This window comes from Pseudomonas sp. NPDC089407, assembly GCF_044900445.1.
Taxonomy (GTDB): Bacteria; Pseudomonadota; Gammaproteobacteria; order Pseudomonadales; family Pseudomonadaceae; genus Aquipseudomonas.
Genome location: NZ_JBJDNB010000017.1, coordinates 1 through 23277, shown reverse-complemented (window position 1 = coordinate 23277; position 23277 = coordinate 1). Strand labels below are relative to the sequence as shown.

At 62.8% G+C, this 23277-nt stretch carries 20 protein-coding genes and 3 pseudogenes; 16 read left to right on the top strand and 7 right to left on the bottom strand.

Features of this window, described 5'->3' with window-relative positions; translation table 11 throughout:
* Positions 1-141: 141 nt before the first annotated feature.
* The 5 genes from ACI2KG_RS14840 (at position 142) to ACI2KG_RS14820 (ending at position 5289) form a co-directional block, all read left to right on the top strand.
* Positions 142-1122: an aliphatic sulfonate ABC transporter substrate-binding protein gene (locus tag ACI2KG_RS14840; RefSeq protein ID WP_404662421.1), complete on the top strand. Its 981-nt coding sequence runs from the start codon at positions 142-144 to the stop codon at positions 1120-1122.
* 16 nt (positions 1123-1138) lie between these two features.
* Entirely contained in the window at positions 1139-2530 is a 1392-nt protein-coding gene (locus ACI2KG_RS14835; RefSeq protein ID WP_404662420.1) for an LLM class flavin-dependent oxidoreductase, read from the top strand.
* 106 nt (positions 2531-2636) lie between these two features.
* A complete protein-coding gene (locus ACI2KG_RS14830) occupies positions 2637-3473 on the top strand; it encodes a bifunctional allantoicase/(S)-ureidoglycine aminohydrolase (RefSeq protein ID WP_404662419.1) in 837 nt (278 codons plus the stop codon).
* Positions 3474-3562: 89 nt separating this feature from the next.
* Positions 3563-4162 (top strand): START domain-containing protein, encoded by a 600-nt coding sequence (locus ACI2KG_RS14825; protein ID WP_404662418.1) that lies wholly within the window; start codon positions 3563-3565, stop codon positions 4160-4162.
* Positions 4163-4353: 191 nt separating this feature from the next.
* The gene (locus ACI2KG_RS14820) at positions 4354-5289 is read left to right on the top strand and encodes a LysR substrate-binding domain-containing protein (RefSeq protein ID WP_404662417.1); all 936 of its coding nucleotides are present in this window, start codon (positions 4354-4356) and stop codon (positions 5287-5289) included.
* Between the two features lie 134 nt (positions 5290-5423).
* Here the strand turns inward: ACI2KG_RS14820 and ACI2KG_RS14815 are convergent.
* Positions 5424-5573 (bottom strand): annotated as a pseudogene (locus tag ACI2KG_RS14815) (amino acid transporter); the annotation flags it as partial.
* Between the two features lie 47 nt (positions 5574-5620).
* Between ACI2KG_RS14815 and ACI2KG_RS14810 the strand changes: the two are divergent.
* Both ACI2KG_RS14810 and ACI2KG_RS14805 read left to right on the top strand, forming a co-directional pair.
* Positions 5621-6016 (top strand): annotated as a pseudogene (locus tag ACI2KG_RS14810) (ornithine cyclodeaminase); the annotation flags it as partial.
* A 26-nt stretch (positions 6017-6042) separates the two neighbouring features.
* Positions 6043-6705 (top strand): arginine deiminase-related protein, encoded by a 663-nt coding sequence (locus ACI2KG_RS14805; RefSeq protein WP_404662416.1) that lies wholly within the window; start codon positions 6043-6045, stop codon positions 6703-6705.
* A 140-nt stretch (positions 6706-6845) separates the two neighbouring features.
* On the opposite strand, the gene ACI2KG_RS14800 is transcribed toward ACI2KG_RS14805, so the two are convergent.
* Both ACI2KG_RS14800 and ggt read right to left on the bottom strand, forming a co-directional pair.
* Positions 6846-7727, bottom strand: coding sequence for a LysR substrate-binding domain-containing protein (locus ACI2KG_RS14800; protein ID WP_400617810.1), 882 nt, complete (start codon positions 7725-7727; stop codon positions 6846-6848).
* 58 nt (positions 7728-7785) lie between these two features.
* Positions 7786-9573 carry a gamma-glutamyltransferase gene (gene ggt, locus ACI2KG_RS14795; protein WP_404662415.1) on the bottom strand — a complete coding sequence of 596 codons (1788 nt, stop codon included), beginning with the start codon at positions 9571-9573 and terminating at the stop codon, positions 7786-7788.
* 117 nt (positions 9574-9690) lie between these two features.
* Here ggt and ACI2KG_RS14790 point away from each other — a divergent pair, with 117 nt between their 5' ends.
* The gene (locus ACI2KG_RS14790) at positions 9691-10341 is read left to right on the top strand and encodes an ankyrin repeat domain-containing protein (protein WP_404662414.1); all 651 of its coding nucleotides are present in this window, start codon (positions 9691-9693) and stop codon (positions 10339-10341) included.
* A gap of 160 nt (positions 10342-10501) precedes the next feature.
* Here the strand turns inward: ACI2KG_RS14790 and pobA are convergent, their stop codons facing one another.
* Complete coding sequence (gene pobA / locus ACI2KG_RS14785) at positions 10502-11689, bottom strand: 4-hydroxybenzoate 3-monooxygenase (protein WP_404662413.1); 1188 nt, start codon at positions 11687-11689, stop codon at positions 10502-10504.
* Between the two features lie 172 nt (positions 11690-11861).
* Here pobA and ACI2KG_RS14780 point away from each other — a divergent pair, with 172 nt between their 5' ends.
* The 3 genes from ACI2KG_RS14780 (at position 11862) to ACI2KG_RS14770 (ending at position 14201) form a co-directional block, all read left to right on the top strand.
* The gene (locus ACI2KG_RS14780; protein ID WP_404662412.1) at positions 11862-12740 is read left to right on the top strand and encodes a helix-turn-helix domain-containing protein; all 879 of its coding nucleotides are present in this window, start codon (positions 11862-11864) and stop codon (positions 12738-12740) included.
* Positions 12741-12883: 143 nt separating this feature from the next.
* Positions 12884-13282 (top strand): MerR family DNA-binding transcriptional regulator, encoded by a 399-nt coding sequence (locus ACI2KG_RS14775; protein ID WP_201206764.1) that lies wholly within the window; start codon positions 12884-12886, stop codon positions 13280-13282.
* Between the two features lie 19 nt (positions 13283-13301).
* Positions 13302-14201 (top strand): hydroxymethylglutaryl-CoA lyase, encoded by a 900-nt coding sequence (locus tag ACI2KG_RS14770; protein ID WP_404662411.1) that lies wholly within the window; start codon positions 13302-13304, stop codon positions 14199-14201.
* Positions 14202-14732: 531 nt separating this feature from the next.
* On the opposite strand, the gene ACI2KG_RS14765 is transcribed toward ACI2KG_RS14770, so the two are convergent.
* The gene (locus ACI2KG_RS14765) at positions 14733-15251 is read right to left on the bottom strand and encodes an MgtC/SapB family protein (RefSeq protein WP_404662410.1); all 519 of its coding nucleotides are present in this window, start codon (positions 15249-15251) and stop codon (positions 14733-14735) included.
* A 235-nt stretch (positions 15252-15486) separates the two neighbouring features.
* Here ACI2KG_RS14765 and ACI2KG_RS14760 point away from each other — a divergent pair, with 235 nt between their 5' ends.
* The 5 genes and pseudogenes from ACI2KG_RS14760 (at position 15487) to ACI2KG_RS14740 (ending at position 22213) form a co-directional block, all read left to right on the top strand.
* A complete protein-coding gene (locus tag ACI2KG_RS14760; protein WP_404662409.1) occupies positions 15487-15726 on the top strand; it encodes a DUF3203 family protein in 240 nt (79 codons plus the stop codon).
* Between the two features lie 121 nt (positions 15727-15847).
* Positions 15848-17251: a cytochrome c oxidase accessory protein CcoG gene (gene ccoG / locus ACI2KG_RS14755; RefSeq protein WP_404662408.1), complete on the top strand. Its 1404-nt coding sequence runs from the start codon at positions 15848-15850 to the stop codon at positions 17249-17251.
* 50 nt (positions 17252-17301) lie between these two features.
* On the top strand, positions 17302-18711 hold the full coding sequence (mapR, locus tag ACI2KG_RS14750) for a GntR family transcriptional regulator MpaR (RefSeq protein ID WP_404662407.1): 1410 nt from the start codon (positions 17302-17304) through the stop codon (positions 18709-18711).
* Positions 18712-19169: 458 nt separating this feature from the next.
* A pseudogene (locus ACI2KG_RS14745) lies at positions 19170-20396 on the top strand (ATP-binding protein); the annotation flags it as partial.
* A gap of 200 nt (positions 20397-20596) precedes the next feature.
* Positions 20597-22213 (top strand): ATP-binding protein, encoded by a 1617-nt coding sequence (locus ACI2KG_RS14740; RefSeq protein WP_404662494.1) that lies wholly within the window; start codon positions 20597-20599, stop codon positions 22211-22213.
* A 26-nt stretch (positions 22214-22239) separates the two neighbouring features.
* On the opposite strand, the gene ACI2KG_RS14735 is transcribed toward ACI2KG_RS14740, so the two are convergent.
* A complete protein-coding gene (locus tag ACI2KG_RS14735) occupies positions 22240-22986 on the bottom strand; it encodes an SDR family oxidoreductase (RefSeq protein ID WP_404662406.1) in 747 nt (248 codons plus the stop codon).
* A gap of 87 nt (positions 22987-23073) precedes the next feature.
* Positions 23074-23253, bottom strand: coding sequence for a hypothetical protein (locus tag ACI2KG_RS14730; RefSeq protein ID WP_404662405.1), 180 nt, complete (start codon positions 23251-23253; stop codon positions 23074-23076).
* Between the last annotated feature and the right edge of the window lie 24 nt (positions 23254-23277).

Sequence of the window (23277 nt, the reverse complement as noted above, 5' to 3'; positions counted from 1 at the left end):
AAACGGACAGCATCGTTACAAAACAAAAGGATATAAAAATAACAAAACAATCTAACAATCAGGAATATAAAAATTGAAAGCCATACGCCATCTCCTTAGGCTGGGTGCATCGTCTCTTACCCGGTTCAAGGAACAATACCCATGCCCGCCAGTGCCTTTTCCCCCCTGCGTCGCCTACTGATCGGCGGCCTGCTGGCCAGTGTCGCCAGTGCCCTGCTGCCCGGGTCCGCAGCGCTTGCCGATGACGGCAAAACCCTGCGTATCGGTTACCAGAAATTCAACAGCATCAACATCCTCAAAGGCAGCGGCGCGCTGGAAAAGGCATTGGCGCCACAAGGTGTGAAAGTCAGCTGGCATGAGTTCGCCGCCGGCCCGCAGCTGCTCGAGGCGCTGAGCACGGGCGCCATCGACCTGGGGCATGCCGCCGATGCCCCGTCGGTGTTCGCCCAGGCCGCTGGCAAACCGGTGGTATACCTGGCCGCCGAACAACCCTACCCGCGTGGTATCGGCTTGGTAGTACGTGAACAGGACCACCTGGCCAACGTGCAGGACCTCAAAGGCAAGCGCGTGGCGACCGGCCGCGGCTGGAATGCCCAGTACCTGCTGGCCGTCGCCTTGGAGCAGGCTGGCCTGAGCTATCAGGACATTACCCCCGCCTACGTGAACAATGCCGCCGATGCCGTGGCCGCGCTGCAATCAGGCAGCGTCCAGGCCGTGACCTTGTGGGACCCGTTCCTTGCCGCCGCAGAAAGCCAGCCAGGGCTGAAGAACCTGCGTGACGGCAGCGGCCTGTCCAACAACCGCACCTTCTACCTGTCCACTGCCAGCTATGCCGACCAGCACCGTGCACTGCTGAAAACCTTCTTCACCGAACTGGGCAAGGTCAGCCAGTGGGCCAACGCTCAGCCGGCCGAAGTGGCCGCATTGCTGGCCCCGCAGCTGGGGATCAGCGCCAACGTGCTGGAGGTGGCCAGCGAGCGGCGCAACTACAACGCCGTGGCCATCACCCCACAAATCGTTGCCGAGCAACAGAAGCTGGCCGACACCTTCCGGGGCCTGGGCCTGATTCCACACAAGCTGCAGGTGGCCGACGCGGTCTACCCGGCTTCCGTGTTGCCCTGAGCGGAGCGTGACGACCATGCCACGCCCGATCCGCTTCAACGCCTTCAGCATGAACGCCGCCAGCCACCAGTCCCCCGGGCTGTGGCGCCACCCGCGCAACACCAGCGTGGCGTTCAACCGCCTGGACTACTGGACCGAGCTGGCCCGCCTGCTTGAGCGTGGCCTGTTCGACGCCCTGTTCATCGCCGATGTGCTGGGTATCTACGATGTCTACCAGGGCGGCCCCGAAGCCGCCTTGCGTGGCGGTGTGCAGGTGCCGGTGAACGACCCGCTGCTGCTGGTGCCGGCGATGGCCGGGGTCACCCGGCACCTGGGCTTCGGCGTGACCTTCTCGCTGACCTACGAACACCCCTACCCCTTTGCCCGGCGCATGTCCACGCTCGACCACCTGAGCAATGGCCGGGTCGGCTGGAACATCGTCACCGGTTACCTCGACAGCGCGGCGCGCAACCTGGGCCTGGCGCATCAGCTGGGCCACGACCAACGCTACGACCTGGCCGAGGAATACCTGCAGGTGCTGTACAAGCTGTGGGAAAAAAGCTGGGAAGACGATGCCGTGCTGCTGGAGCGTGACAGCGGGCGCTACATCGAGCCTTCGCGGGTGCACCCGATCAACCATGTGGGTGAGCACTTCCAGGTGCCCGGCATGCACCTGTGCCAACCCTCGCCGCAACGCACCCCGGTACTGTTCCAGGCCGGCGCTTCGGCACGCGGCCAGCAGTTTGCCGCGCGACACGCCGAATGTGTGTTCATCAGTGGGCCAACGCCAACAGTGCTGCGCCGCTACGCCGACGGTATCCGCCAGGCCAGCGAAGCCGCCGGGCGCGGCCGTGACGAAGTGCTGATCTATGCTCAGGCGCTGCTGATCGTCGCACCCACGCAGGCACAGGCCGAAGCGCGCTTTGCCGAATACCGCCGCTATGTCGACCTGGATGCCGCTCTGGCACTGCTGTCGGGCTGGACCGGCATCGACTTTGCCGGCCTCGACCCCGATGCGCCCATTGAGTACGTCGAAAACGATGCTGGCCGCGCTGCCCTGGCGGCCTTTACCGCCGCCGACCCAAACCGTCGCTGGACCGTGCGTGAGGCCGCCGAGTTTGTTGGCCTGGGCGGCCGCGGCCCGGTGCTGGTGGGTGATGCCAGCACCATCGCCGACCAGCTGGAACGCTGGCTGGACCAGACCGGCATCGACGGTTTCAACCTGACCTACGCGGTGCAACCGGACGACCTGACCCATGTGGTCGAGCTGCTGGTCCCCGAGTTGCAACGCCGTGGCCGCTATCCATCGAACTACGCCGAGGGCAGCTTGCGCCACAAGCTGTTCGGCCAAGGTGACCGGCTGCCGGACCAACATGCTGGACGCCTGGTCGACATTCAGCAGGCAAATACCGGGTATTCCAACATTTAATTTGTGGATGGCACGCGCTCGACCCTATGCTGTCGCCACATCCCCTGCGCCGCACCGGCCGGTGCGGTTCACGGCATGGGGAGAGAACAACAAGTCGAGATTGTCCATGTCGAACCATTCGTACTTCGCCCCCCACGGTGGGCACCCGGCTCAAACCGAGCTGCTGACTGACCGTGCCATGTTCACCGAAGCCTATGCCGTCATCCCGAAAGGCGTGATGCGTGACATCGTCACCAGCCACCTGCCGTTCTGGGACAAGATGCGCATGTGGGTCATTGCCCGCCCGCTGACCGGCTTTGCCGAAACCTTCTCCCAGTACATCGTCGAGCTGGCCCCGGAAGGCGGCAGCGAGCGCCCTGAACTGGACCCTAACGCCGAAGCCGTGGTGTTCATCGTCGAAGGCGAGCTGGACCTCACCGTCGAAGGCAAGCACCACACCCTGGTACCGGGCGGCTATGCCTTCCTGGCCCCGGGCGCCGAGTGGAGCCTGCGCAACAATAGCAAGTCCAACGTCACCTTCCACTGGCTGCGCAAGCACTACCAGAAGGTTGAAGGCCTGGACATCCCTGAGTCCTTCGTTACCCACCGCGACAACGCCACCGTGATCGAAATGCCGGGCACCGAAGGCCGCTGGAAAACCACCCGTTTCGTCGACATGGCCGACATGCGCCACGACATGCATGTGAATATCGTCACCTTCCAGCCAGGCGGCGTCATCCCGTTCGCCGAAACCCACGTGATGGAGCACGGCCTGTATGTGCTGGAAGGCAAGGCTGTCTATCGCCTGAACCAGGACTGGGTCGAAGTGGAAGCCGGCGACTTCATGTGGCTGCGCGCCTTCTGCCCGCAAGCCTGCTACGCTGGCGGCCCAGGCAACTTCAGCTACCTGCTGTACAAGGACGTGAACCGTCACGTGCACCTGACGCTGAACCCTCAGCGCTAAGCGCTGGCAATACCCGCAAGCCCGCCAACCTGGCGGGCTTTCTGTTTGCGGCACATACTGAAACACTCATCCCCCGCGCGGTACCAGCCATGAACCGCTGCCTGCTGCTGGCCGCCCTGCTGCTGTGCACCCCTGCCCCGGCCGCCGATGACTGGGACCTGGCCTATGACCGCGAGGGCATCCGCGTGTACCTGAGCGCTTCAGCCGGCTCACCCTACCAGCAGTTCCGTGGTGTCAGCACCATGAAAGCCAGCGTGCGCACGCTCACCGACCTGCAGGAAAACCTGCGGGTGGCCTGCAAGTGGCTGTATGCCTGCGAACAGATGCGTTTGCTGGAAGTAGACGGTGACAGCACCTGGGTTTACCTGACCACCAACCTGCCGTGGCCGACCCTGCCGCGGGACATCGTGCTGAAGGTGACCAGTGAGCGGCTGGAGGATGGCACCCTGCTGCGGCACTTGAGCGCCGCACCGGACAGGATCCCCAAGGTGGACGGGCTGATCCGCGTGCAGCACCTGAGTGGTGAGTGGCGGATGAAGCCGCTGGGTGAGCGTAAAACCGAGGTGACGTATCAGTTGCAAGCCGACCCGGCCGGGGATGTGCCGGGCTGGCTTGCCAATCGGTTTGTGGTGGATGCCCCGGTGGTGACACTCAGAACGTTGAGGGCCGTAGCCGAGCGTCAGCCTTGAGCGCCCTACGCCAGAATGTGTCAGGTATCACTCAAGGCCACCAGGCCTTCGCAATCCCATGTCCGCCTCCTGGGAAACATCAAAGCGGTAGAGCCTTGGCTGAGCGAACTCCGCTCTATCGCCTTGGGTAATTTTCTGCCACTGTGCGCGCGCGGCTCGGACCAGCGCGCCGCGCCTTGCCAGGATGTCGCATGAAAACACAAGAAAACGGCAACACGCACAAAGGCTATCGACGCATCATCCCGTCGATGACTGCCCTGCTCGAATTCGAAGCGGTAGCCCGTCACAACAGTTTCACTTTGGCGGCCCAGGAACTGGGCGTGACTCAGGCAGCCGTCAGCAAACAGATCCGACAGCTTGAAGAAAACCTCGCTTGCCAGCTGTTTCAGCGCCTGCATCGCGGCGTGCGCCTGACCAGCGAGGGCCAGGCGCTGTACGCGGTGCTATCCGACTCCATGCAAAAAATTGCCTCGGTGTTCGATCGCCTCAGCGAAGGCGACAGCGAGCAGGAACTGGTGCTCAGCAGCACCGCCACCTTTTCCCAGTTACGGGTGATGCCGCGCCTGGGCAGCCTGCGCAGCGCCCTGCCCCAGGTACGCCTGCGCCTGGCCACGCAGATGTTCACCGGCGACTTGCGCAACCACGACGTCGACTTGCTGGTGCGTTATGGCAATGGTCGTTGGGAAGACGGCATCGCCTTGCACCTGTTCGATGAAGAGATTTTCCCGGTGTGCTCCCCGGCGTGGCTGGCCCGCAACCCGCTGCCGGAGTCACTGGAGGCGCTGTACCGCGCCGACCTGCTGGATGCCGACGCCACCACCGAAGGCTGGATGACCTGGCCCACCTGGTTCCGCGAACTGGGGGGCAACCCGCCGAAACTGAGTTACAACCTGCGGTGCCAGCTGTACACCGACACCATTCAGGGCGCATTGCATGGGCATGGGGTGGCATTGGGTTGGGGGCGCATGCTCGACCACCTGCTGGCTTCCGGCGAGCTGGTGCGCCTGACCGACCTGGTGGTGCGCCCGCGTGAGGCGTATTACCTGGTAGTGCCTCATGGGCGAACTACCACCCCCACCATCCTCAAGCTGGTGGACTGGCTGCGTGATAACCCGCTTGCCAGTTGAACAAAAGATTGGGGCTGCTGTGCAGCCCATCGCCGGCAAGCCAGCTCCCACAGGTTCTGCGCAGCCCATGCAGATAGCGCGGCCCCTGTGGGAGCTGGCTTGCCGGCGATGGGCCGCAAAGCGGCCCAAATGGGCTAGCCAGCGGTAACTATCTGTGGCTGGGCACTGGCCTTGACTCTGCGCCGATAGGCCAGTAACAAACCTGCATACCACAGCGGCATCACGTACAACGCCGTGCGGGTGTCCGGCTCCAGCGCCAGCAGGCACAACACGAAGACCAGGAACCCACCGCCGCCACCACCCAGCTGAGCCAGTATGACCAACTGAGAATATGCATTTGAACGCCGTGGGCGGTGATTGCCCGGGCAAGACCGAGCTGCATGCCGATGTACTGCGCAACGTCCGGGTATTCGTCGAGTACGAGCCGCAAACCCGCATTGAGGGTGACATCCAGCAACTGCCGGCGGACTTCCCGGTGGTCGACCTGTGGCGTGTGCTGCGCGGCGAAAGCGAAGGCCGTCAGAGCGACAGCCAGGTCACCGTGTTCGACTCGGTGGGCTTCGCCCTGGAAGACTACACCGTACTACGGTATGTACTACAGCAAGCAGAAAAACGCGGTATGGGCAGCAAGATCGACCTGGTGCCCTGGGTGGAAGACGACCCGAAAGACCTGTTCAGCCACACCCGCGGCCGCGCTGCCAAAAACCGCATCCGACGTGTTGCCTGACCCGCTGCCAACCCGAGTATTTGCACATGGCATTTCCAACGCGTTCGATTCAAGCACCGGCAGCAGTGGTCATGGTCCGGCCACACGCCTTCACCCCCAACCCGGAAACCGCAGCCGACAACTCGTTCCAGCGCAGCCACCCGGCGCTTGCCGCACATACCGTGGCCGAGGTGGCCCGCGATGAGGTCACCCCGGCCGCCGGCAAGCTGGAAGCCGAAGGTGTGCGCGTGCACCTGTTCGACGACTTCGGCGAGCACGACACCCCGGACTCGGTGTTCCCCAACAACTGGTTCTCCACCCACCCCGGCGGGCATATCGCGATCTACTCGATGTACTCGCGCAACCGCCGCCGCGAACGCCGCGCCGATGTGATCGAGATGCTCAAGCATGAGTACCGCGTGCAGGATGTGATCGACTATTCGGGGCTGGAGCAGGACGAACTGTTCCTTGAAGGCACCGGCGCCATGGTCTTCGACCACCTGTCGCGGGTGGCGTATACCGCACGCTCCAACCGCGCCGACCCGATTGCCCTGGAGCGCTTCAGCACGCACTTCAACTTCGAGCCGAGTGCGCATGCGCCTGATCGCTCGGCGCGGCTGGTGCCGCTGGATGTGCCGACCATCGAGATGGCAGGGGGCTCGGTGCGCTGCATGATTGCCGGGATTCACCTGTCGCCCAGAAACCAGTGAGGGTGCTGTAATTTTGGGGCTGCTGCGCAGCCCATCGCCGGCAAGCCAGCTCCCACAAGGACCGCGCACTGCTCGCGGGCTGCACTGCACCTGTGGGAGCTGGCTTGCCGGCGATGGGCCGCAAAGCGGCCCCAGCCCTGTCAGATCCCGCCACCCGCCAGCAATTGCGTCATCACCTCGGCCAACGCCTTGACCATCACATCCGCCGTGGGCCGATGGACGATGACAATTTCATAGCTGTCAACCTCCGGCAGCCCTTGCCCTCCCCCCAACACCCGGTGCTCACCCGTTGCCGCCCTTGGCGGCAGCAGGCTGATGCCCATGCCATCGGCCACCGCGGCCTGGATACCGCTGAGGCTGGAACTGGTGAAGCTGATGCGCCAGCGCCGGCCCATGCCTTCGATGGCGTTGATCATGTCTTCACGGTACAACCCGCGCGGCGGGAAGGTTACCAGCGGGATCGGGTCCAGTTCGAAGGCGGGCGTGCGCGCGCTGTCGATCCACTGCAGGCGTTCTGGCCAGCACGCCACGCCTTCGCGGGTATTGCGCCGCTGCTTGAGCAGCACCAGGTCGAGTTCGCCATTGTCGTAGGCCTGGCTGAGGTCTCGGCACAGGCCGCTGGTCACTTCCAGCTTTACCTGCGGGTGCAGCCGGCTGAATGCCGACAGCGCATTGGTGGTACGCCCGCCAACAAAGTCTTCGGGCACACCAAGCCGCACGGTGGTGCCCACCATGGCCCCGGCCAGGGCCTCGAGCATCTGGTCGTTCAGCGCCAGCATGTGCCGGGCATAGCCGAGCAGGGTCTGCCCGGCATCGGTCGGTAGCACGTCGCGGTTACCGCGTACCAGCAAGCGGTGGCCGACCATGTCTTCCAGGCGGCGCACCTTCTGGCTGATGGTCGACTGAGTGGAATGCAGGCGCGCGGCAGCGGTGGTGAAGCTGCCGCAATCGGCCACCACGACAATGGCGCGCAACAGGTCAAGGTCGAACAGAGCTCTATTCGATTTCACGCTGACAGTCATCTTGGTATTCAACTACTGAATGGCAAGATTGGTTTCTATCACGCCACCCCCTGCAGCGCTAGTCGCCGAGGGCGACGCCTTCGCGTCGGGGGTCGGCGCCCCCTGACCAGCCCTCGCCATTGCGCTGGATAATCTGCATGCCGCTGGTCATGGTCATGGGTGTTATCTCATGGCCCCAGGCTGCCAGTTGGCGGATCAGCGCCGGGCTGGCCAACCCCGCCTCCACTTCCGTTCCGGCATTGCGGCTGCCAAAGTTGGGCAGGCCGGCGGCCTGCTGCGGGTCGAGCTGCCAATCCAGCAGGCCGACCAGCGCCTTGTTCACGTAACCAATGATCTGTGAACCACCCGGCGAGCCGAGGCTGGCCACCAGTTCGCCAGACGCACGCGAAAACACCAGCGTCGGCGCCATGGCCGACAATGGTCGCTTGCCTGGCTGTACCCGGTTGGCCACGGGTTTGCCGTGTTCCTGGGGAATGAACGAGAAATCGGTCAGGGTGTTGTTGAGCAAGAAACCCTTGACCATAAGGTGCGAGCCGAACGCGGCCTCCACCGACGTGGTCATGGCCAACGCCTGGCCACTGTCATCCACCGCACTGAGGTGTGAGGTGGAAATACGCAGCGGTGAGCGATCAGGTGCCAGGGCCAGGTTTGCACCTTGCGGCTGGCCCGGGCGGGCGCGCTTCATGCTGTACTCGCCCACTTGCTTTGCGCGGATGGCCAGGTAGCCGGTATCGGTCAGCGCCTTCAGCGGCACCGGCACAAAGTCGCTGTCCGCCAGGTACTGGGCGCGGTCGGCAAAGGCCAGGCGTTCGGCTTCGGCAACCAGGTGTACGGCCAGCGGCGGCGCCTCCAGGCCGGCCGGCGATGCATGGGTCACTGGCCGTAGTGCTGCCAGGTCGCGCTGCGGCGAAGCGCGCTGAACGGCTTCGAGAATGCCCAAGGTCTGCAGCACTGCTACGCCACCCGACGACGGCGGCGGCATGCCGCAAATTTGCCAGGCTTTGTAAGGGCCGCACACCGGCTCGCGCTGCTTGGCCTGGTACTGCTGCAAATCGTGCAGCGACAGGTAGCCGGCATTGGCATGGCTGCGCACCTCGGCCACGATGGCTTCGCCGATTTCGCCGCGGTAGAACACTTCAGGGCCTTGTGCAGCGATCTGCTCGAAGGTGTGTGCAAGCGCCGGGTTGCGTAGCAGCGTCCCGACCGCCATGGGGCGGCCCTGCTCATCCAGGAAATAGCGCGCCATGGCCGGCGAGCGGGCAATGAAGGGGTCACCAGCAATCAAGGTGTGAAGGCGTGCCGAAACCGGGAAACCGTTGCGCGCCAGCTCGATCGCCGGGGCGAACAGGTCGCCCCAGGGCAGCTTGCCGTGCTGTTCGTGAGCCAGCTTCAAGGCCCGCAGCACACCCGGCACGCCGACCGAGCGCCCACCCATCTGCGCCGCCCGGAACGGCATCGGGGAGCCATCGGCTTGCAGGAACAGTTTTTCCGTCACCGCTGCCGGTGCTGCTTCGCGGCCATCGAATGCCTGCACGCGCTTGCCATCCCAATACAGGATGAACGCCCCGCCACCAATACCACTGGACTGCGGTTCGACCAGGGTCAGCACCATCTGCATGGCAATGGCAGCATCGATGGCGCTGCCACCCGCACGCAACATCGCCCGCCCCGCTTCGCTGGCCAGTGGGTTGGCGGCAGCGGCCATGTGCCTGCTGGCATGCACCGGGTGCAAGCCACTGCGGTAACCGGAGGCCAGCTCTGGTGGCGCGGGCAGCACCTGATCGGCGCAGGCCCAGCCACTGCCCAGCAGGCACAGGGCGCTCATCAGCGGGGTGGAGAGTTTCATCGTTTGCTTCCGGCCTCATACCTATTGACCGGGGCACTGTGGGTCATGCGCAAACTTAACTTCAAGCCTTGGTGCGTTTTTTCTAGGATGCAGGCAAGTCACCGAGGAGCCCGCACCATGCGTTTATCACTCACGGCCATGCTGTTTGCCCTGTGCGCCAGCCTTGCCGCCCACGCCGAGACCCGCACCATGGACAACCGCCTGCACACCGCCGCCCGCCAGGATGACGTTCGCACCTTGCAACAATTGCTGGCACAGGGTGCACAGCTGGACAGCCGGGATGAACAGGGGCGCACTGCCCTGCTGGTGGCCACCCACGACAACAGGGTGGCCGCAGCAAAAGCACTGATCGAAGCCGGTGCCGATGTGAATGCCAAGGACAACATTGCTGACAGCCCGTACCTGTATGCCGGTGCCCGGGGGCTGAATGACATCCTGCGGCTAACCCTGAGCCACGGGGCAGACCTCAAGAGTACCAACCGTTATGGCGGCACTGCATTGATCCCTGCCGCCGAGCGCGGGCATGTCGAGACCGTACAGATGCTGATTGATGCCGGGGTGGACGTGAACCACCTGAACCGGCTGCACTGGACTGCGCTGATGGAGGCAGTGGTGCTGGGTGATGGCGGGCCGGGGCATGTGGACATTGTGCGCCGGCTGCTGGCGGCCGGGGCGGATCGGCAGATTGCCGACAAGGACGGGGTAACGGCGTTGCAGCATGCGCGGCAGCGGGGGTACAGGGAGATGGAAGCGTTGCTGTCTCACTAATTCCGGGCTACACGCGAACCTTGTGTAGGAGCGGCCTTGTGTCGCGATCGGGCCGCAAAGCGGCCCCAGGGTTTTCAGCTTCGCAGCAGACATTGCCGGGGCCGCTTTGCGGCCCGATCGCGACACAAGGCCGCTCCTACAAATGTTCCGTGGCTGACCCTCAGACCACTTCTTCGTACGGCAGGCCCACATAGTTCTCGGCAATGCTCACCAGCCCCGCCGGCGACGTCAGGTAATACTCGCGGTCGGCCTCCTGCATCTTCTGGTCCCAGGCATCCTTGTGGCTGCCAAAGTCATGCAGCAACTGGGTCATGAACCAGCTGAAACGCTCCCCTTTCCACACCCGGCGCAGGGCCAGCGGCGAGTATTGCTGCAGCAGGTCGATACGCCCTTCGCGGTATACCTTGACCAGGATCCGGTACAGGTAATTGACATCCGAGGCCGCCAGGTTCAGGCCCTTGGCGCCGGTCGGCGGGACGATGTGCGCGGCGTCGCCCACCAGGAACAAGTGGCCATACTGCATGGGCTCCACCACCAGGCTGCGTAGCGGCGCGATACTTTTCTCCAGGGCCGGGCCAGTCACCAGGTCGGCTGCCACATCGGCAGGCAAACGGGCTTTCAGTTCTTCCCAAAAGCGCGCGTCGGACCATTCCTCGACGCGGTCCTGCAACGGCACCTGCAGGTAGTAGCGGCTGCGGGTTTGCGAGCGTTGGCTGCACAGCGCAAAGCCGCGCTCGTGGTGGGCGTAGATCAGCTCGTGGTTGACCGGCGGCGTATCCGACAAAAGGCCCAGCCAGCCAAACGGGTAAACCCGCTCATACTGCTTCAGCACGCCTTCGGGAATACTCTGCCGCGAAACGCCATGAAAGCCATCACAACCGGCAATATAGTCGCAGTCCAGGCGCTGCACCTGGCCGTCTTTCTCGAAAGTCAGGTAGGGCTTTTCGCCTTTCAGTTCATGCGGCTGAACGTTGCTGGCTGAATAGATGATCGGCGCGGCACTGGCTTCTCGGGCCTGCATCAGGTCACGGGTGACTTCGGTCTGGCCGTAGACCATGACCGTCTTGCCGCCGGTCAGGGCCTTGAGGTCCAGGCGTTGGCGGCGACCACCCACCAGCAACTCGACACCTTCGTGAACCAGGCCTTCGCGGTCCATGCGCTCGGCCACGCCGGCTTCGCGCAGCAGGTCGACCGTGCCTTGCTCAAGCACCCCGGCGCGAATGCGGCCAAGCACGTACTCGGCTGTCTGGCGCTCGACGATGACATTGTCGATACCGGCCTTGTGCAGCAGTTGGCCCAGCAAAAGGCCAGACGGACCTGCACCAATAATTGCAACCTGAGTTTTCATTGTTGTTGTCTCTGTTCGGACGATACCGGCCCAGGACTGGCAGTGGGGCGGCATCTGCTGTTAGGGTTTGCCCTTGCATTTTTACTGGCAAAAACAGCCGCTGAACTGTGCTATTCGATGCAAAAACTGCACTTTTATAAAAATCGTTCGATTAACGGACAGGCCACCCCAGATGAAGCCCACCCTCCCCGGCGTCCCGCTGTTCAAGCTGTATGGCGAAAACCAGGCCTGGCCCGGGACCGACCTGCTGCACTGTGAGTCGATCCCGGCCCGCAGCCGCCTGCACCACTGGGAGATCAAACCGCACCAGCATGCCGAGCTGTTCCAGTTGCTATATGTGCAGCGCGGGCGGGCCCAGGTAGCGATCGAGGGCGTGCGCAGTGCCATCGGCGAGGCGGCGATCCAGGTGGTGCCACCCATGACCGTGCATGGTTTTCACTTCAGTGCAGATATCCAGGGCTATGTGCTCACCTTCGGCACCGCGCTGGTGGCGAACCTGGAACAGCGCCTGGGCATGCCGCTGACGGTGCTGGCGAAACCAGCGTGTTACCCGCTGGGCCACGACCGCGTGCACCTGCGCAGCCTGATCGATACCCTGCAGCAGGAATACCAGGGCAATGCCCCGGCGCGCGCGCCGATGCTCGAGGCGCTGGTGACAGCGCTGATGGTGTGGATCAGCCGCCGCCAGCAACTGGGGCAGGCGCCGCGCAACCGTGATGAGCGTGACCGCCATTTGCTGGGGCAGTATTTGCGCTTGGTCGAAGCGCATTACCGCGAGCACCTGTCGGTGGAGGATTTTGCTGCGCGGTTGAATGTTCCAAGCTTGCAATTGAACCAGCTATGCCGGGCCTTGAGTGGGCAGACGGCGCTGCAGGTGGTGCACCAGCGGTTGCTGCTGGAGGCGCGTCGCAGCCTGATTTATACACGGATGAGCATTGGGCAGTTGTCCGATAGCCTGGGGTTTAGCGACCCTACGTATTTTGCGCGGTGGTTCAAGCGGTTGAGTGGGCAGACGCCGAATGGGTATCGGCGGGCGGTGCAGCCTCAGTGATTTGAGGTGTCCTGTGCGAGCCTCTTCGCGGCGGTTCGACGCCTCGAAGAGGCCAGCACAGGCACCACACATCTTCATCCCTTGCTTGACGTAAACGTAAACCTACCCTCAGGATACCCGCATACCCCACGCCGAGCCCCAGCATGAGCACCCAGACCTACAGCATCTCCGACCTGTCCCGCGAGTTGGACATCACCACCCGCGCGATCCGCTTCTACGAGGAACAGGGCCTGCTGACCCCCGAGCGCCGTGGCCTGGAACGTATCTACTCGCCGCGCGACAAGGTCAGCTTGAAGCTCATCCTGCGTGGCAAGCGCATCGGCTTTTCCCTGGCCGAGTGCCGCGAACTGATCGAGCTGTACGACCCCACCAGCGGCAACCTCAAGCAGCTCAACAGCATGCTGGCGAAAATCGCCGAGCGCCGCGCCCAGCTGGAGCAGCAGATGCTCGACATCCACCAGATGCAACTGGAACTGGACACTGCCCAGGAGCGCTGCGAACAAGCCCTGGCCGCCACCCTGAACAACAAAGACAACCGCTGAACGCCACAGGAAACCCGCCATGTCCTTGCCCAAACACGTCCGCCTGGTCGAAGTCGGCCCCCGCGACGGCCTGCAGAACGAAGCCCAGCCCATCAGCGTTGACGACAAGGTGCGCCTGGTAAACGACCTTACCGAAGCCGGCCTGGCCTATATAGAAGTGGGCAGTTTCGTTTCGCCCAAGTGGGTACCGCAGATGGCCGGCTCGGCCGAAGTGTTCGCCGGCATCCAACAGCGCCCCGGTGTTACCTATGCGGCGCTGGCACCCAACCTGCGCGGCTTCGAGGACGCGCTGGCGGCAGGTGTGAAGGAAGTGGCGGTGTTCGCTGCTGCCTCCGAAGCGTTCTCGCAGCGCAATATCAACTGCTCGATCAGTGACAGCCTCCAGCGCTTTGAGCCGATCATGGAAGCTGCACGCAGCCACGGCGTGCGGGTGCGTGGCTATGTATCGTGTGTGCTAGGTTGCCCCTACGAAGGCAAGGTCAGCGCCGAGCAGGTGGCTCCGGTGGCCCGTGCCCTGCATGACATGGGCTGCTACGAAGTCTCGTTGGGCGACACCATCGGCACCGGCACCGCTGGTGACACCCGGCGCCTGTTCGACGTGGTCGCGGCGCACGTGCCACGCGAGCAACTGGCCGGGCACTTCCACGACACCTACGGCCAGGCGCTGGCCAACGTCTATGCCAGCCTGCTCGAAGGCATCAGCGTGTTTGACGGCTCGGTCGCCGGCCTGGGCGGCTGCCCCTACGCCAAAGGTGCCACCGGCAACATCGCCAGCGAAGACGTGGTGTACCTGCTGCAAGGGTTGGGCATTGAAACCGGCATCGATCTTGATCGGCTGATTGCCGCCGGCCAGCGCATAAGCGACGTGCTGGGCCGCGACAACGGCTCGCGGGTAGCGCGGGCACGTAGCGCGCAATAAGTCATACAGGTGTCACACAGGTGTGGGTGAAGTGTTACCTCCCCCACGTTTCACAGCAAAAAATCGGGTAACAGGGAAACAAATCGACAGAATTTCAGGCCAAAGGTTTTCGACGAAAACCGCTAAACGCTTGATTTTAAAGCATTTGAAAAAGTTGGCACGCACCCTGCTATATCTTTGGTACAAGAACAAAAAAAATGTGACACCCAATAAAAACAACAGGTAACGGCTCTGACATAACAAGAACAACACGGCAGAGGCGTAGCAAGCAGATCTTTTTGAAGTCGACACGCTTTTCAGGGGTACGCCCCGCGGTCTGGCACAGAACAATAAAACTACCTCCAGGTAGCAGCAGCCAGGTTCGGATCAGCAATGATGAAGGCAGGTCAGCGCTCAAAAAAATACGTTTGCTCTTGACCCCGCATGGGGGTCGCCCGCAACACCAGGACAGGCTGCCAAAAACAACAACAGGCCAGTCCCAATAATAAAAAAGAGCAGGCAACAACGCTTTGAGGGGAGCTTCGGCTCCCCTCAGTGCTTCCTGCCCTCTTCCTCCTCCTGCTTTTCCTCGTCTTGCCCTTCCACCTTCTCTACCAGCAACGGCATCGTGCCCAGCACCAGCAGGGCCAGTACCGTACTGATCAGCGCCGTGGCTTCGCGGCCCATGCCAGCTGCCGTGCCGATGGCGGCGGTCATCCATAACCCGGCGGCAGTAGTCAGGCCTTTCACGTGGCTGGTGTCCTTGCCGTTACCTTTCAGAATGGTACCTGCGCCGAGAAAACCGATACCGGCGACGATGCCCTGGATCACCCGGCTCAGTGCCTGCTCGTCAGCCCCGGCCATGCTGGGGGCCAGCACGAACAGCGCGGCGCCCAGCGAGACCAGCATGTGCGTGCGCACGCCGGCGGACTTGCCTTTGTGTTCGCGCTCAAAGCCCAGCACGGCACCGAGTACGGCTGCCATCAGCAGGCGTACAACAACCTTGATGACCTCGCGCAGGTCTGTGATATCGGCGAATTCGGCCTGGATTGTTTGCCAGATGAGGTCCATTGCCTTGTTCCCTTGCTGGGGATTGTGTTGGCAGGTCAGGCCTCTTGGCGGGTAAACCCGCTCCTACAGGGATTGCATAAGGCTTGTAGGAGCGGGTTTACCCGCCAAGAGGCCGGCCCTGCCCTCTACAAAAACTGACCCCCACACACAACACAAAGTGCCGCCCAACCCGCCGATTGCAGCAACCTGCCCCTCGCTGCGGTCCACCCTGTAACCACCCCAGGAGGATCACACCATGCCTGTTGAAATCGACGAAACCACCCGCCGCTGCACCTTGATCGGCGAAGACCTGCGCATCGAGGGCGATGGCCCGGATATCGAAATCATCACTGACGAACAGCTGCGCATGTCCGTGGCCCTGCTTGCCGACCAACGCGTGCCGATTACAGAAGCCGAAGCCGATGCACTGACCGTGGCAGGTGCGGTCGATAGCCGCAGGCACCTGAAGGCCAGCGCGCCAGGCTCGGTAATCTGAGGCCTGGCGGGGTCAGGCGGCAAATCTGATATGGTTTTTATCGTAAAATCTGAACCTGTGCTGATAACAGCTTCGGCGCCATAGTGCTCATGCCTGATCGAGGCCTGATGAGCACCGAGCCATGAACGATAAAATTCTTATTACAGAGATCGCCACCGCCCCAGCCAGCCCCCAACCGCGACGCATCGACAGCGGCATCCACACCCGCAGCTTTACCGGGCTGTACCGCAACCTGCGCATTGGCTTTGCCGGCGCCCTGTTCGTGCTGTTCTTTGGCACGGCCTGGCTGAACTGGAACGGTCGCCAGGCCGTGCTGTGGGACCTGGCCGACAGCAAATTCCACATCTTCGGCGCCACCTTCTGGCCGCAGGACTTCATCCTGCTGTCGGCGCTGCTGATCATCTGCGCTTTTGGTCTGTTCGCCATCACCGTCTACGCCGGCCGTGTGTGGTGCGGCTACAGCTGCCCGCAAAGTACCTGGACCTGGCTGTTCATGTGGTGCGAAAAGGTGACCGAGGGTGACCGCAACCAGCGCATAAAGCTGGCCGCCGCGCCCTGGAGCCTGAACAAACTGGCGCGCCGCACGCTCAAGCACAGCCTGTGGGTCATCATCGGCGTGCTGACCGGGTTGACCTTCGTCGGCTACTTCACCCCGATCCGGCCACTGGCGGCAGAGCTGCTCACCTTGCAACTGGGCGGCGTGGCGCTGTTCTGGGTGCTGTTCTTCACCGCTGCCACCTACATCAATGCCGGCCTGCTGCGCGAAGCAGTGTGCCTGCACATGTGCCCCTATGCGCGGTTCCAGAGTGTGATGTTCGACAAAGACACCCTGGCCGTCGCCTATGACCCGCGCCGTGGTGAAACCCGTGGCCCGCGCAAGAAAGGCAGCGACGTTCACGCCCAGGGCCTGGGCGACTGCATCGACTGCACCCTGTGCGTGCAGGTGTGCCCTACCGGCATCGACATTCGCGACGGCCTGCAAATGGCCTGTATCGGTTGCGCTGCATGCATCGACGCATGTGACGGGGTCATGGACAAAATGGGCTATGCCCGCGGCCTGATCGGCTACAAGTCCGAACACAGCCTGCAAGGCGGCACCACCCACTGGCTACGCCCGCGCCTGCTGGGTTATGCCGTAGCACTGGTCGTCATGATCGCGGCGCTGGTAGTGGCCCTGCAGCTGCGCCCGATGGTGTCGATGGATGTGATCAAGGACCGCGGCCTGTTCCGCGAAAATGCCTTGGGCCAGATCGAGAACATCTACCTGCTCAAGATCATCAACAAGACCGAACGCACCCAGTACTACCAACTGCGCCTGCTGGATGCCGAAGGTTTCACCTTACAGGGCAACACTACACTGGTCATCCCCGCAGGCGAAATGACCGAATTGCCAGTGTCGGTGGCGATGCTCGCCGAGCGCCCGACCAGCAGCTCGCAAACCCTGAGCTTCGAAATCAGCGAGCTTGCCGACCCCGCCATTCGCAGCGTGGCCCACAGCCGCTTCGTCGCACCGATGAACCGTTGATCCCTTACACTGACACCACCTTGCCTGCCAGGCTTCGACAGAAGGCCAGAATGAAACGCTACGAACGCTTTGCCGACGACATTGCCGAACTGATCCGCTCCGGGGTACTGGGCCCCGGCCAGCGCGTGCCTTCGGTGCGCTACGCCAGCCAGACCCACGGGGTGAGCCCATCCACGGTGTTCCAGGCCTACTACCTGCTGGAGCGGCGCGGGCTGATCCGTGCCCGGCCGCGCTCGGGGTATTTTGTCAACGCCCATGCCCTCCGCCAGTTCAGCGAGCCGCAGGCGCTGCAGCCGGTCAGCGAGTCGACCGACGTCGACGTCAGCGCACTGGTGTTCTCGATCCTCGACTCGATGAAGGACCCCAACACCGTCCCGTTCGGTTCAGCCTTCCCCAGCCCCGAACTGTTCCCGCTGCAACGGCTGTCACGCTCGCTGGCCAGCGCCAGCCGCAGCATGGACCCGCGCATGGTGGTAACTGACCTGTCGCCCGGCAACCCGCAGCTACGCCGGCAGATTGCCCTGCGCTACATGGTCGGCGGCCTGATGCTGCCAATGGAAGAACTGCTGATCACCAACGGTGCCCTGGAGGCGCTGAACCTGTGCCTGCAGGCGGTAACCCAGCCCGGTGACCTGGTAGCCATCGAGGCCCCGGCCTTCTATGCCTGCCTGCAGGTGCTGGAGCGCCTTAAGCTGAAGGCGGTGGAGATCCCGGTGCACCCGCGCGAGGGCATGGACCTGAGCGTACTGGCTCAGACGCTGGAAAAACACCCGGTAAAAGCCGTGTGGTGCATGACCAACTTCCAGAACCCGGTGGGCGCGAGCATGCCCGAGGCGAAAAAGCAGGCCCTGGTGGAGTTGCTCACCCGCCATCAAGTGCCGCTGATTGAAGATGACGTGTATGCCGAGCTGTACTACTCGCAGCAGGCGCCCAAGCCAGCCAAGGCCTTCGATACCCAAGGCCTGGTGATGCACTGCGGCTCGTTCGCCAAGAGCCTGGCACCGGGCTACCGCATCGGCTGGGTGGCGGCCGGGCGGTTTGCGCAGAAAATCGAGCGGCTGAAACTGATGACCTCGCTGTGCGCCTCGATGCCGGCCCAGGCGGCCATCGCCGACTACCTGCAGCACGGTGGCTACGACCGCCACCTGCGCAAGTTGCGCTACGCCCTGGAAGGCCAGCAGGCCAACATGCTGGCGGCCATTGCCCGCCACTTTCCGGCGCAGACACGGGTCAGCCAACCCTCGGGGGGCTACTTCCTGTGGCTGGAGCTGCCCGAGCAGATGGACGCCCTCAAGCTGTTCCACATGGCCCTGGCGCAAGGCATCAGCATCGCCCCCGGGCCGATCTTCTCGCCCACCCGACGCTTCGGCAACTGCATCCGCCTGAACTACGGCAGCCCCTGGCATGAGGGTGCTGAACGGGCCATGGAAACCCTGGGGCGGATAATTCGATCTTTCTGAGTAAAGATTGCCCGGCGCCAGCTATATTTGTCGGGCCTGCAGCTCGGAAAGCCAACATGCCACCTGATGACGCACCCGTTTGCATAAAACAACTACAAGAAAAGCTGCTTGAACTGGAGGCGCAGAATAGCGCTCTGCGCCTCAAGGCGGCCTGCTACGACGTCATGGCTGCGAATATGCACGAAGGCATCTGCGTACTCGAACTGCTTGAAAACAATGCCGGCGAGCTGCACGACTACCGCTACATCATGGCCAATGACAACTGTCTGAAGCACACCGCCTGCACCAAGCAACTGGGCCAGACCGCTCGCCAAACCATTCCTGACGAAGTCGACACCTGGCTACCGCGCTTTGCCCAGGTCGCCCGCTCCGGCCAATCGTTGCAATTCGAAGAACGCCTTGCTGTGAGCGACCGCTGGCTCAGCCTGTCGGTGCACCGCCTGGAGCCCGCCAGCGACATGCGTGTGGCGGTGATCTTTACCGGGGTGCCGGGTGAGCAAGTGACCCTCGACAGGCTGCAAGCGCTCAATCAGGAGCTGGAAGCCAGAGTTGGCAAGGAACAGGCCAGCAACAAACTGCTTGGCGAACTGGTCGACAACAGCGTGACCAACGTGTTCGCTGCCGACCGCAACTTCAGGTTGTTGGCGATCAACCGCACCGCTCAGGAGACCTTCAAGCGCCATCGCGGCTTCGTGCCCAAGGTGGGGGACTATATTCCGCAATTTCTGTCGCGCCAGCCAGACATCATGAGCCAACTCGAGCCAGTATGGCCTCGCGTGCTTGCGGGTGAGGCGTTCGTCGACACTATAGCCTTGGGCCTTGAAGGCGACTTGCGCCATTACGAGATCCGCTACAGCCCGTTGCGTGACGCTCAGCACCGAATCCAGGGTGGCTACCTGTTTGCTTACGATGTCACGGAGCGTGTCGCCGAACAGGAGCGCCTGCGCGAAATCGAAGAAACCTTGCGCCAGTCACAGAAAATGGAAGCGGTTGGCCAGCTGACCAGTGGTATTTCACACGATTTCAACAACCTGTTGGGTAGCATCCTGGCGGCGCTGGAAATGTCCGCCCAGCGTCAGGCCGAGCAGCGCTACCCGGACGCTGCCCGGCTGATTGGCGTGGCCCGCCAGGAGGCCCAGCGGGCAACCTCGCTGGTGCAACGCCTGTTGGCATTCTCTCGCCAGCAGACCTTGATGCCGCAGACGGTGGATGTGCAGCAGCTGGTAGCCGGCATGCATGAACTGATCAGGAGTTCGCTGCATCCGGGAATCGACTTCATAGACCGGACACAGGCCGGCCAATGGCTGATACAAATCGACCCGCCGCAGCTGGAAAGCGGCCTGCTCAACCTGTGCATCAATGCTCGCGACGCCATGCCAGCGGGTGGCACCCTGTGCATTCGCAGCGCCAACAAAGCGTTGGGCCTGGAACAAGCGCGCACCCTGGATTTGCCGGCAGGCGACTACGTGCTCATCAGCGTCAGTGACAGTGGCATCGGCATGCCCGGCAACGTGCTGCAGCGAGCGATAGAGCCGTTCTACACCACCAAACCGTTGGGCCAGGGCTCGGGGCTGGGGTTATCGATCGTGTATGGCTTCATCCGTCAGTCCGGCGGGCAACTGCACATCAGCAGTGTGCCAGGGCAAGGGACCTGTATCGATATCTACCTGCCAAAGGGTGAGGCAACCAGCCTTCCCCACCTTTTGACCTGAGTACCCTGAGCGACAGGGTCGCGAAAATGCTGACGCAGTTTCGATAACGGAGTGGAGTGCGATGGATGGCCAGTCATTTCATACAGAGCCCGGTTGAACAAGAACGAAGCCTGCACGATCGCATCGCCCGGCTCGAGCAGCAAAACAGCCAGCTGCAACGCCAACTGCGCGAGATGGATCAACGCGTGAAGCAGGCCGAACGTTACCGGTTCCTGTTCGAAAACATGGAAGAAGGCTTCTGCATCATCCAGTTCATCGATGGCCCCATGGGGCCTTTGAGTGACTACATCCACCTGGTAGCCAACTCCGCGTACTGCCGCCATGCAGGACTGCTCAATGTCGTAGGGCGGACCTTGCGTGAAGTGCTCCCGGACGAAGCGCATGTGTGGCTGGGTTACTTTGGCACCGTTGAGCGTACCGGTGCCCCCCTGTACTTCGAGCACGAACTGCTCGCCACCGACCGCTGCCTGGGCTTGGCGGCGATTCGCATCGAACCGGCCGAAGACCACCTGGTGGCAGTGATCTTCCGTGACGTAACGGCGCGTAAACGGGCCGAGAACGCACTGCGCACCCTGAATGAAGAGCTTGAAGAACGCGTGAAGCAGGCCGTGGCCAAGAGCCAGGACGCCGAAGCAGCACTGCACCAGGCGCAAAAGATAGAAGCCGTTGGCCAGTTGACGGGTGGCCTTGCCCACGACTTCAACAACTTGCTTGGTGGCATTCTCGGTGCGCTCGATCTGGCCAGGCTCAGACTGGATGATAAACAGCAACAGGCCACAATTTCCCCGCTGCTGGAGAGCGCCCATGGCGCTGCGCAACGGGCCGCCGCGCTGATCCATCGCTTGCTGGCTTTCTCTCGGCAGCAGACCTTGCAGCCGCGCCCAACGGATGTTGCCGAGCTGGTCAGTGGCATGCTGGAACTCATCGCCCGCAGTATCGGCCCCCACATCACAGTTGATTACCACGGCAATGCGGCTGCCTGGGTAGTGCGCGTCGACCCACCGCAGCTAGAAAGCGCGCTGCTTAACCTGTGTATCAACGCGCGCGACGCGATGCCTGGCGGCGGGCGGATCCGCATCGTGCTGGACAACGTGGTACTGCCCGTAGAAGTTGCCCAGCCACTGCAACTGGATCCAGGCGAATACCTTTGCCTGGGTGTTGAGGACGACGGTCGCGGCATGAGCGGCGAGATTCGGGCGCGTGCCGTCGACCCGTTTTTCACCACCAAACCGCTGGGGCGTGGCACCGGGCTGGGTCTGTCGATGGTTTACGGCTTCGTCCGCCAGTCCGGGGGGCAACTGCGTATCGAGTCGGTGCTGGGTGAAGGCACCCAGGTAAGCCTGTTGCTACCGCGGCACCGTGCCCGCCCTGCCCCTCGACGCGTTGAGGCGCCGGGCCTACCGGCGCCACTGCCTGCACAGGGCATGCGTGACATCGTTGTGGTTGAAGACGAAAGTGCCATGCGCATGGTCATTGCAGAAGCGATGCATGACCTTGGCCATGAGGCCAGGGTGTTCGAGGACGGGCCGGGCGCACTCGCCCGGCTAGCAGGCTGCCCGCAGCCCGACTTGCTGATCAGCGACGTCGGGTTGCCGGGCGGGCTCAACGGGCGGCAGTTGGCCGACAGGTTACGCGTGGCTTACCCTGGCCTGAAGGTCTTGTTTGTCACCGGCTACGATGAGCACGCGGTACTTGCCGATGGCACCCTGGATGAAGGCATGAGCGTACTGACCAAGCCGTTTACCTTGCCGGCACTGATTCAGCGCGTCAGCGAGATGCTTGAAAAGTGAAGCGGCAGGCGCTTAGGTTTGAAAACCTAGCGCCCGCCACTCAGGTCGATGAAACTGCCGGTCGAATAGGAGGCTTTGTCCGAAAGCAGCCAGAGAATGGCCTCGGCTACTTCTTCGGGGCGCCCGCCACGGCCCATGGGCAAGCCGGGCTCGAGCTTGCTGACGCGGTCGGGGTCGCCGGACAGGGCATGAAAGCCGGTATGGATGTAGCCTGGGCGTACGCCATTGACCCGCACGCCCTCGCCTGCCACTTCTTTGGCAAGGCCGATGGTGAAGGTATCGAGCGCGCCCTTGGAGGCGGCGTAGTCGACATATTCGTTGGGCGAGCCGAGGCGTGCAGCCATCGACGAGACGTTGACGATGGCCCCGCCCTGCCCGCCATGCCGATGTGCCATGCGTAGCAGGGCGTGCTTGGCGCAGAGCATGGGGCCGACGACGTTGGTCTTCATGATCTTGAGCAGGCGAAACTCGGACATGGCCTCGACACGGCTTTGCTGGCCGATGGTGCCGGCATTGTTGACCAGTGCGGTGACCGGGCCGAGTTCTTCGTCAACGCGCTGGAACAGTTGGATGATTTCATCTTCGACACTGGCGTCGGCGCGTACGGCGATGGCCTCGGCACCAAGGTCGCGGACCTGGCTGAGGACGGCTTCGGCGGCCTGGTCGTCGGCGTGGTAGTTGATGCAGATGCGATAGCCCTGGCGGGCGGCCAGCAGCGCTGTGGCGGCGCCGATGCCCCGGCTGCCGCCGGTGATGACGATGACGTTCTCCATGAATGTGCCATTCGTTTTGGGAAGGGAATATCGACAATAGGCGATATAGCGCTGTATTGGAATGATGAAGATCAGCACAGACATCCATCAGCTGTTGCCATGGCTGTGGCTGTTGCCCTGGCTGTTGCTGTTGCTGTTGCTGTTGCTGTTGCTGTTGCTGTTGCTCTGGCTGTTGCTCTGGCTGTTGATCTTGATCTTGATCTTGATCTTGATCTTCGCGACTTCAGGAGGCCGAACGCAGGCCTTGCGGAGGGAGGTGACGGGCATGGATGCCCGTCAAGCGCTGAGGCC

Coding starts and splice junctions, on each gene's coding strand:
- ACI2KG_RS14840 (WP_404662421.1), top strand. CDS start 142: ATGCCCGCCAGTGCCTTTTCCCCCCTGCGTCGCCTACTGATCGGCGGC.
- ACI2KG_RS14835 (WP_404662420.1), top strand. CDS start 1,139: ATGCCACGCCCGATCCGCTTCAACGCCTTCAGCATGAACGCCGCCAGC.
- ACI2KG_RS14830 (WP_404662419.1), top strand. CDS start 2,637: ATGTCGAACCATTCGTACTTCGCCCCCCACGGTGGGCACCCGGCTCAA.
- ACI2KG_RS14825 (WP_404662418.1), top strand. CDS start 3,563: ATGAACCGCTGCCTGCTGCTGGCCGCCCTGCTGCTGTGCACCCCTGCC.
- ACI2KG_RS14820 (WP_404662417.1), top strand. CDS start 4,354: ATGAAAACACAAGAAAACGGCAACACGCACAAAGGCTATCGACGCATC.
- ACI2KG_RS14805 (WP_404662416.1), top strand. CDS start 6,043: ATGGCATTTCCAACGCGTTCGATTCAAGCACCGGCAGCAGTGGTCATG.
- ACI2KG_RS14800 (WP_400617810.1), bottom strand. CDS start 7,727: ATGACTGTCAGCGTGAAATCGAATAGAGCTCTGTTCGACCTTGACCTG.
- ggt (WP_404662415.1), bottom strand. CDS start 9,573: ATGAAACTCTCCACCCCGCTGATGAGCGCCCTGTGCCTGCTGGGCAGT.
- ACI2KG_RS14790 (WP_404662414.1), top strand. CDS start 9,691: ATGCGTTTATCACTCACGGCCATGCTGTTTGCCCTGTGCGCCAGCCTT.
- pobA (WP_404662413.1), bottom strand. CDS start 11,689: ATGAAAACTCAGGTTGCAATTATTGGTGCAGGTCCGTCTGGCCTTTTG.
- ACI2KG_RS14780 (WP_404662412.1), top strand. CDS start 11,862: ATGAAGCCCACCCTCCCCGGCGTCCCGCTGTTCAAGCTGTATGGCGAA.
- ACI2KG_RS14775 (WP_201206764.1), top strand. CDS start 12,884: ATGAGCACCCAGACCTACAGCATCTCCGACCTGTCCCGCGAGTTGGAC.
- ACI2KG_RS14770 (WP_404662411.1), top strand. CDS start 13,302: ATGTCCTTGCCCAAACACGTCCGCCTGGTCGAAGTCGGCCCCCGCGAC.
- ACI2KG_RS14765 (WP_404662410.1), bottom strand. CDS start 15,251: ATGGACCTCATCTGGCAAACAATCCAGGCCGAATTCGCCGATATCACA.
- ACI2KG_RS14760 (WP_404662409.1), top strand. CDS start 15,487: ATGCCTGTTGAAATCGACGAAACCACCCGCCGCTGCACCTTGATCGGC.
- ccoG (WP_404662408.1), top strand. CDS start 15,848: ATGAACGATAAAATTCTTATTACAGAGATCGCCACCGCCCCAGCCAGC.
- mapR (WP_404662407.1), top strand. CDS start 17,302: ATGAAACGCTACGAACGCTTTGCCGACGACATTGCCGAACTGATCCGC.
- ACI2KG_RS14740 (WP_404662494.1), top strand. CDS start 20,597: ATGGATCAACGCGTGAAGCAGGCCGAACGTTACCGGTTCCTGTTCGAA.
- ACI2KG_RS14735 (WP_404662406.1), bottom strand. CDS start 22,986: ATGGAGAACGTCATCGTCATCACCGGCGGCAGCCGGGGCATCGGCGCC.
- ACI2KG_RS14730 (WP_404662405.1), bottom strand. CDS start 23,253: ATGCCCGTCACCTCCCTCCGCAAGGCCTGCGTTCGGCCTCCTGAAGTC.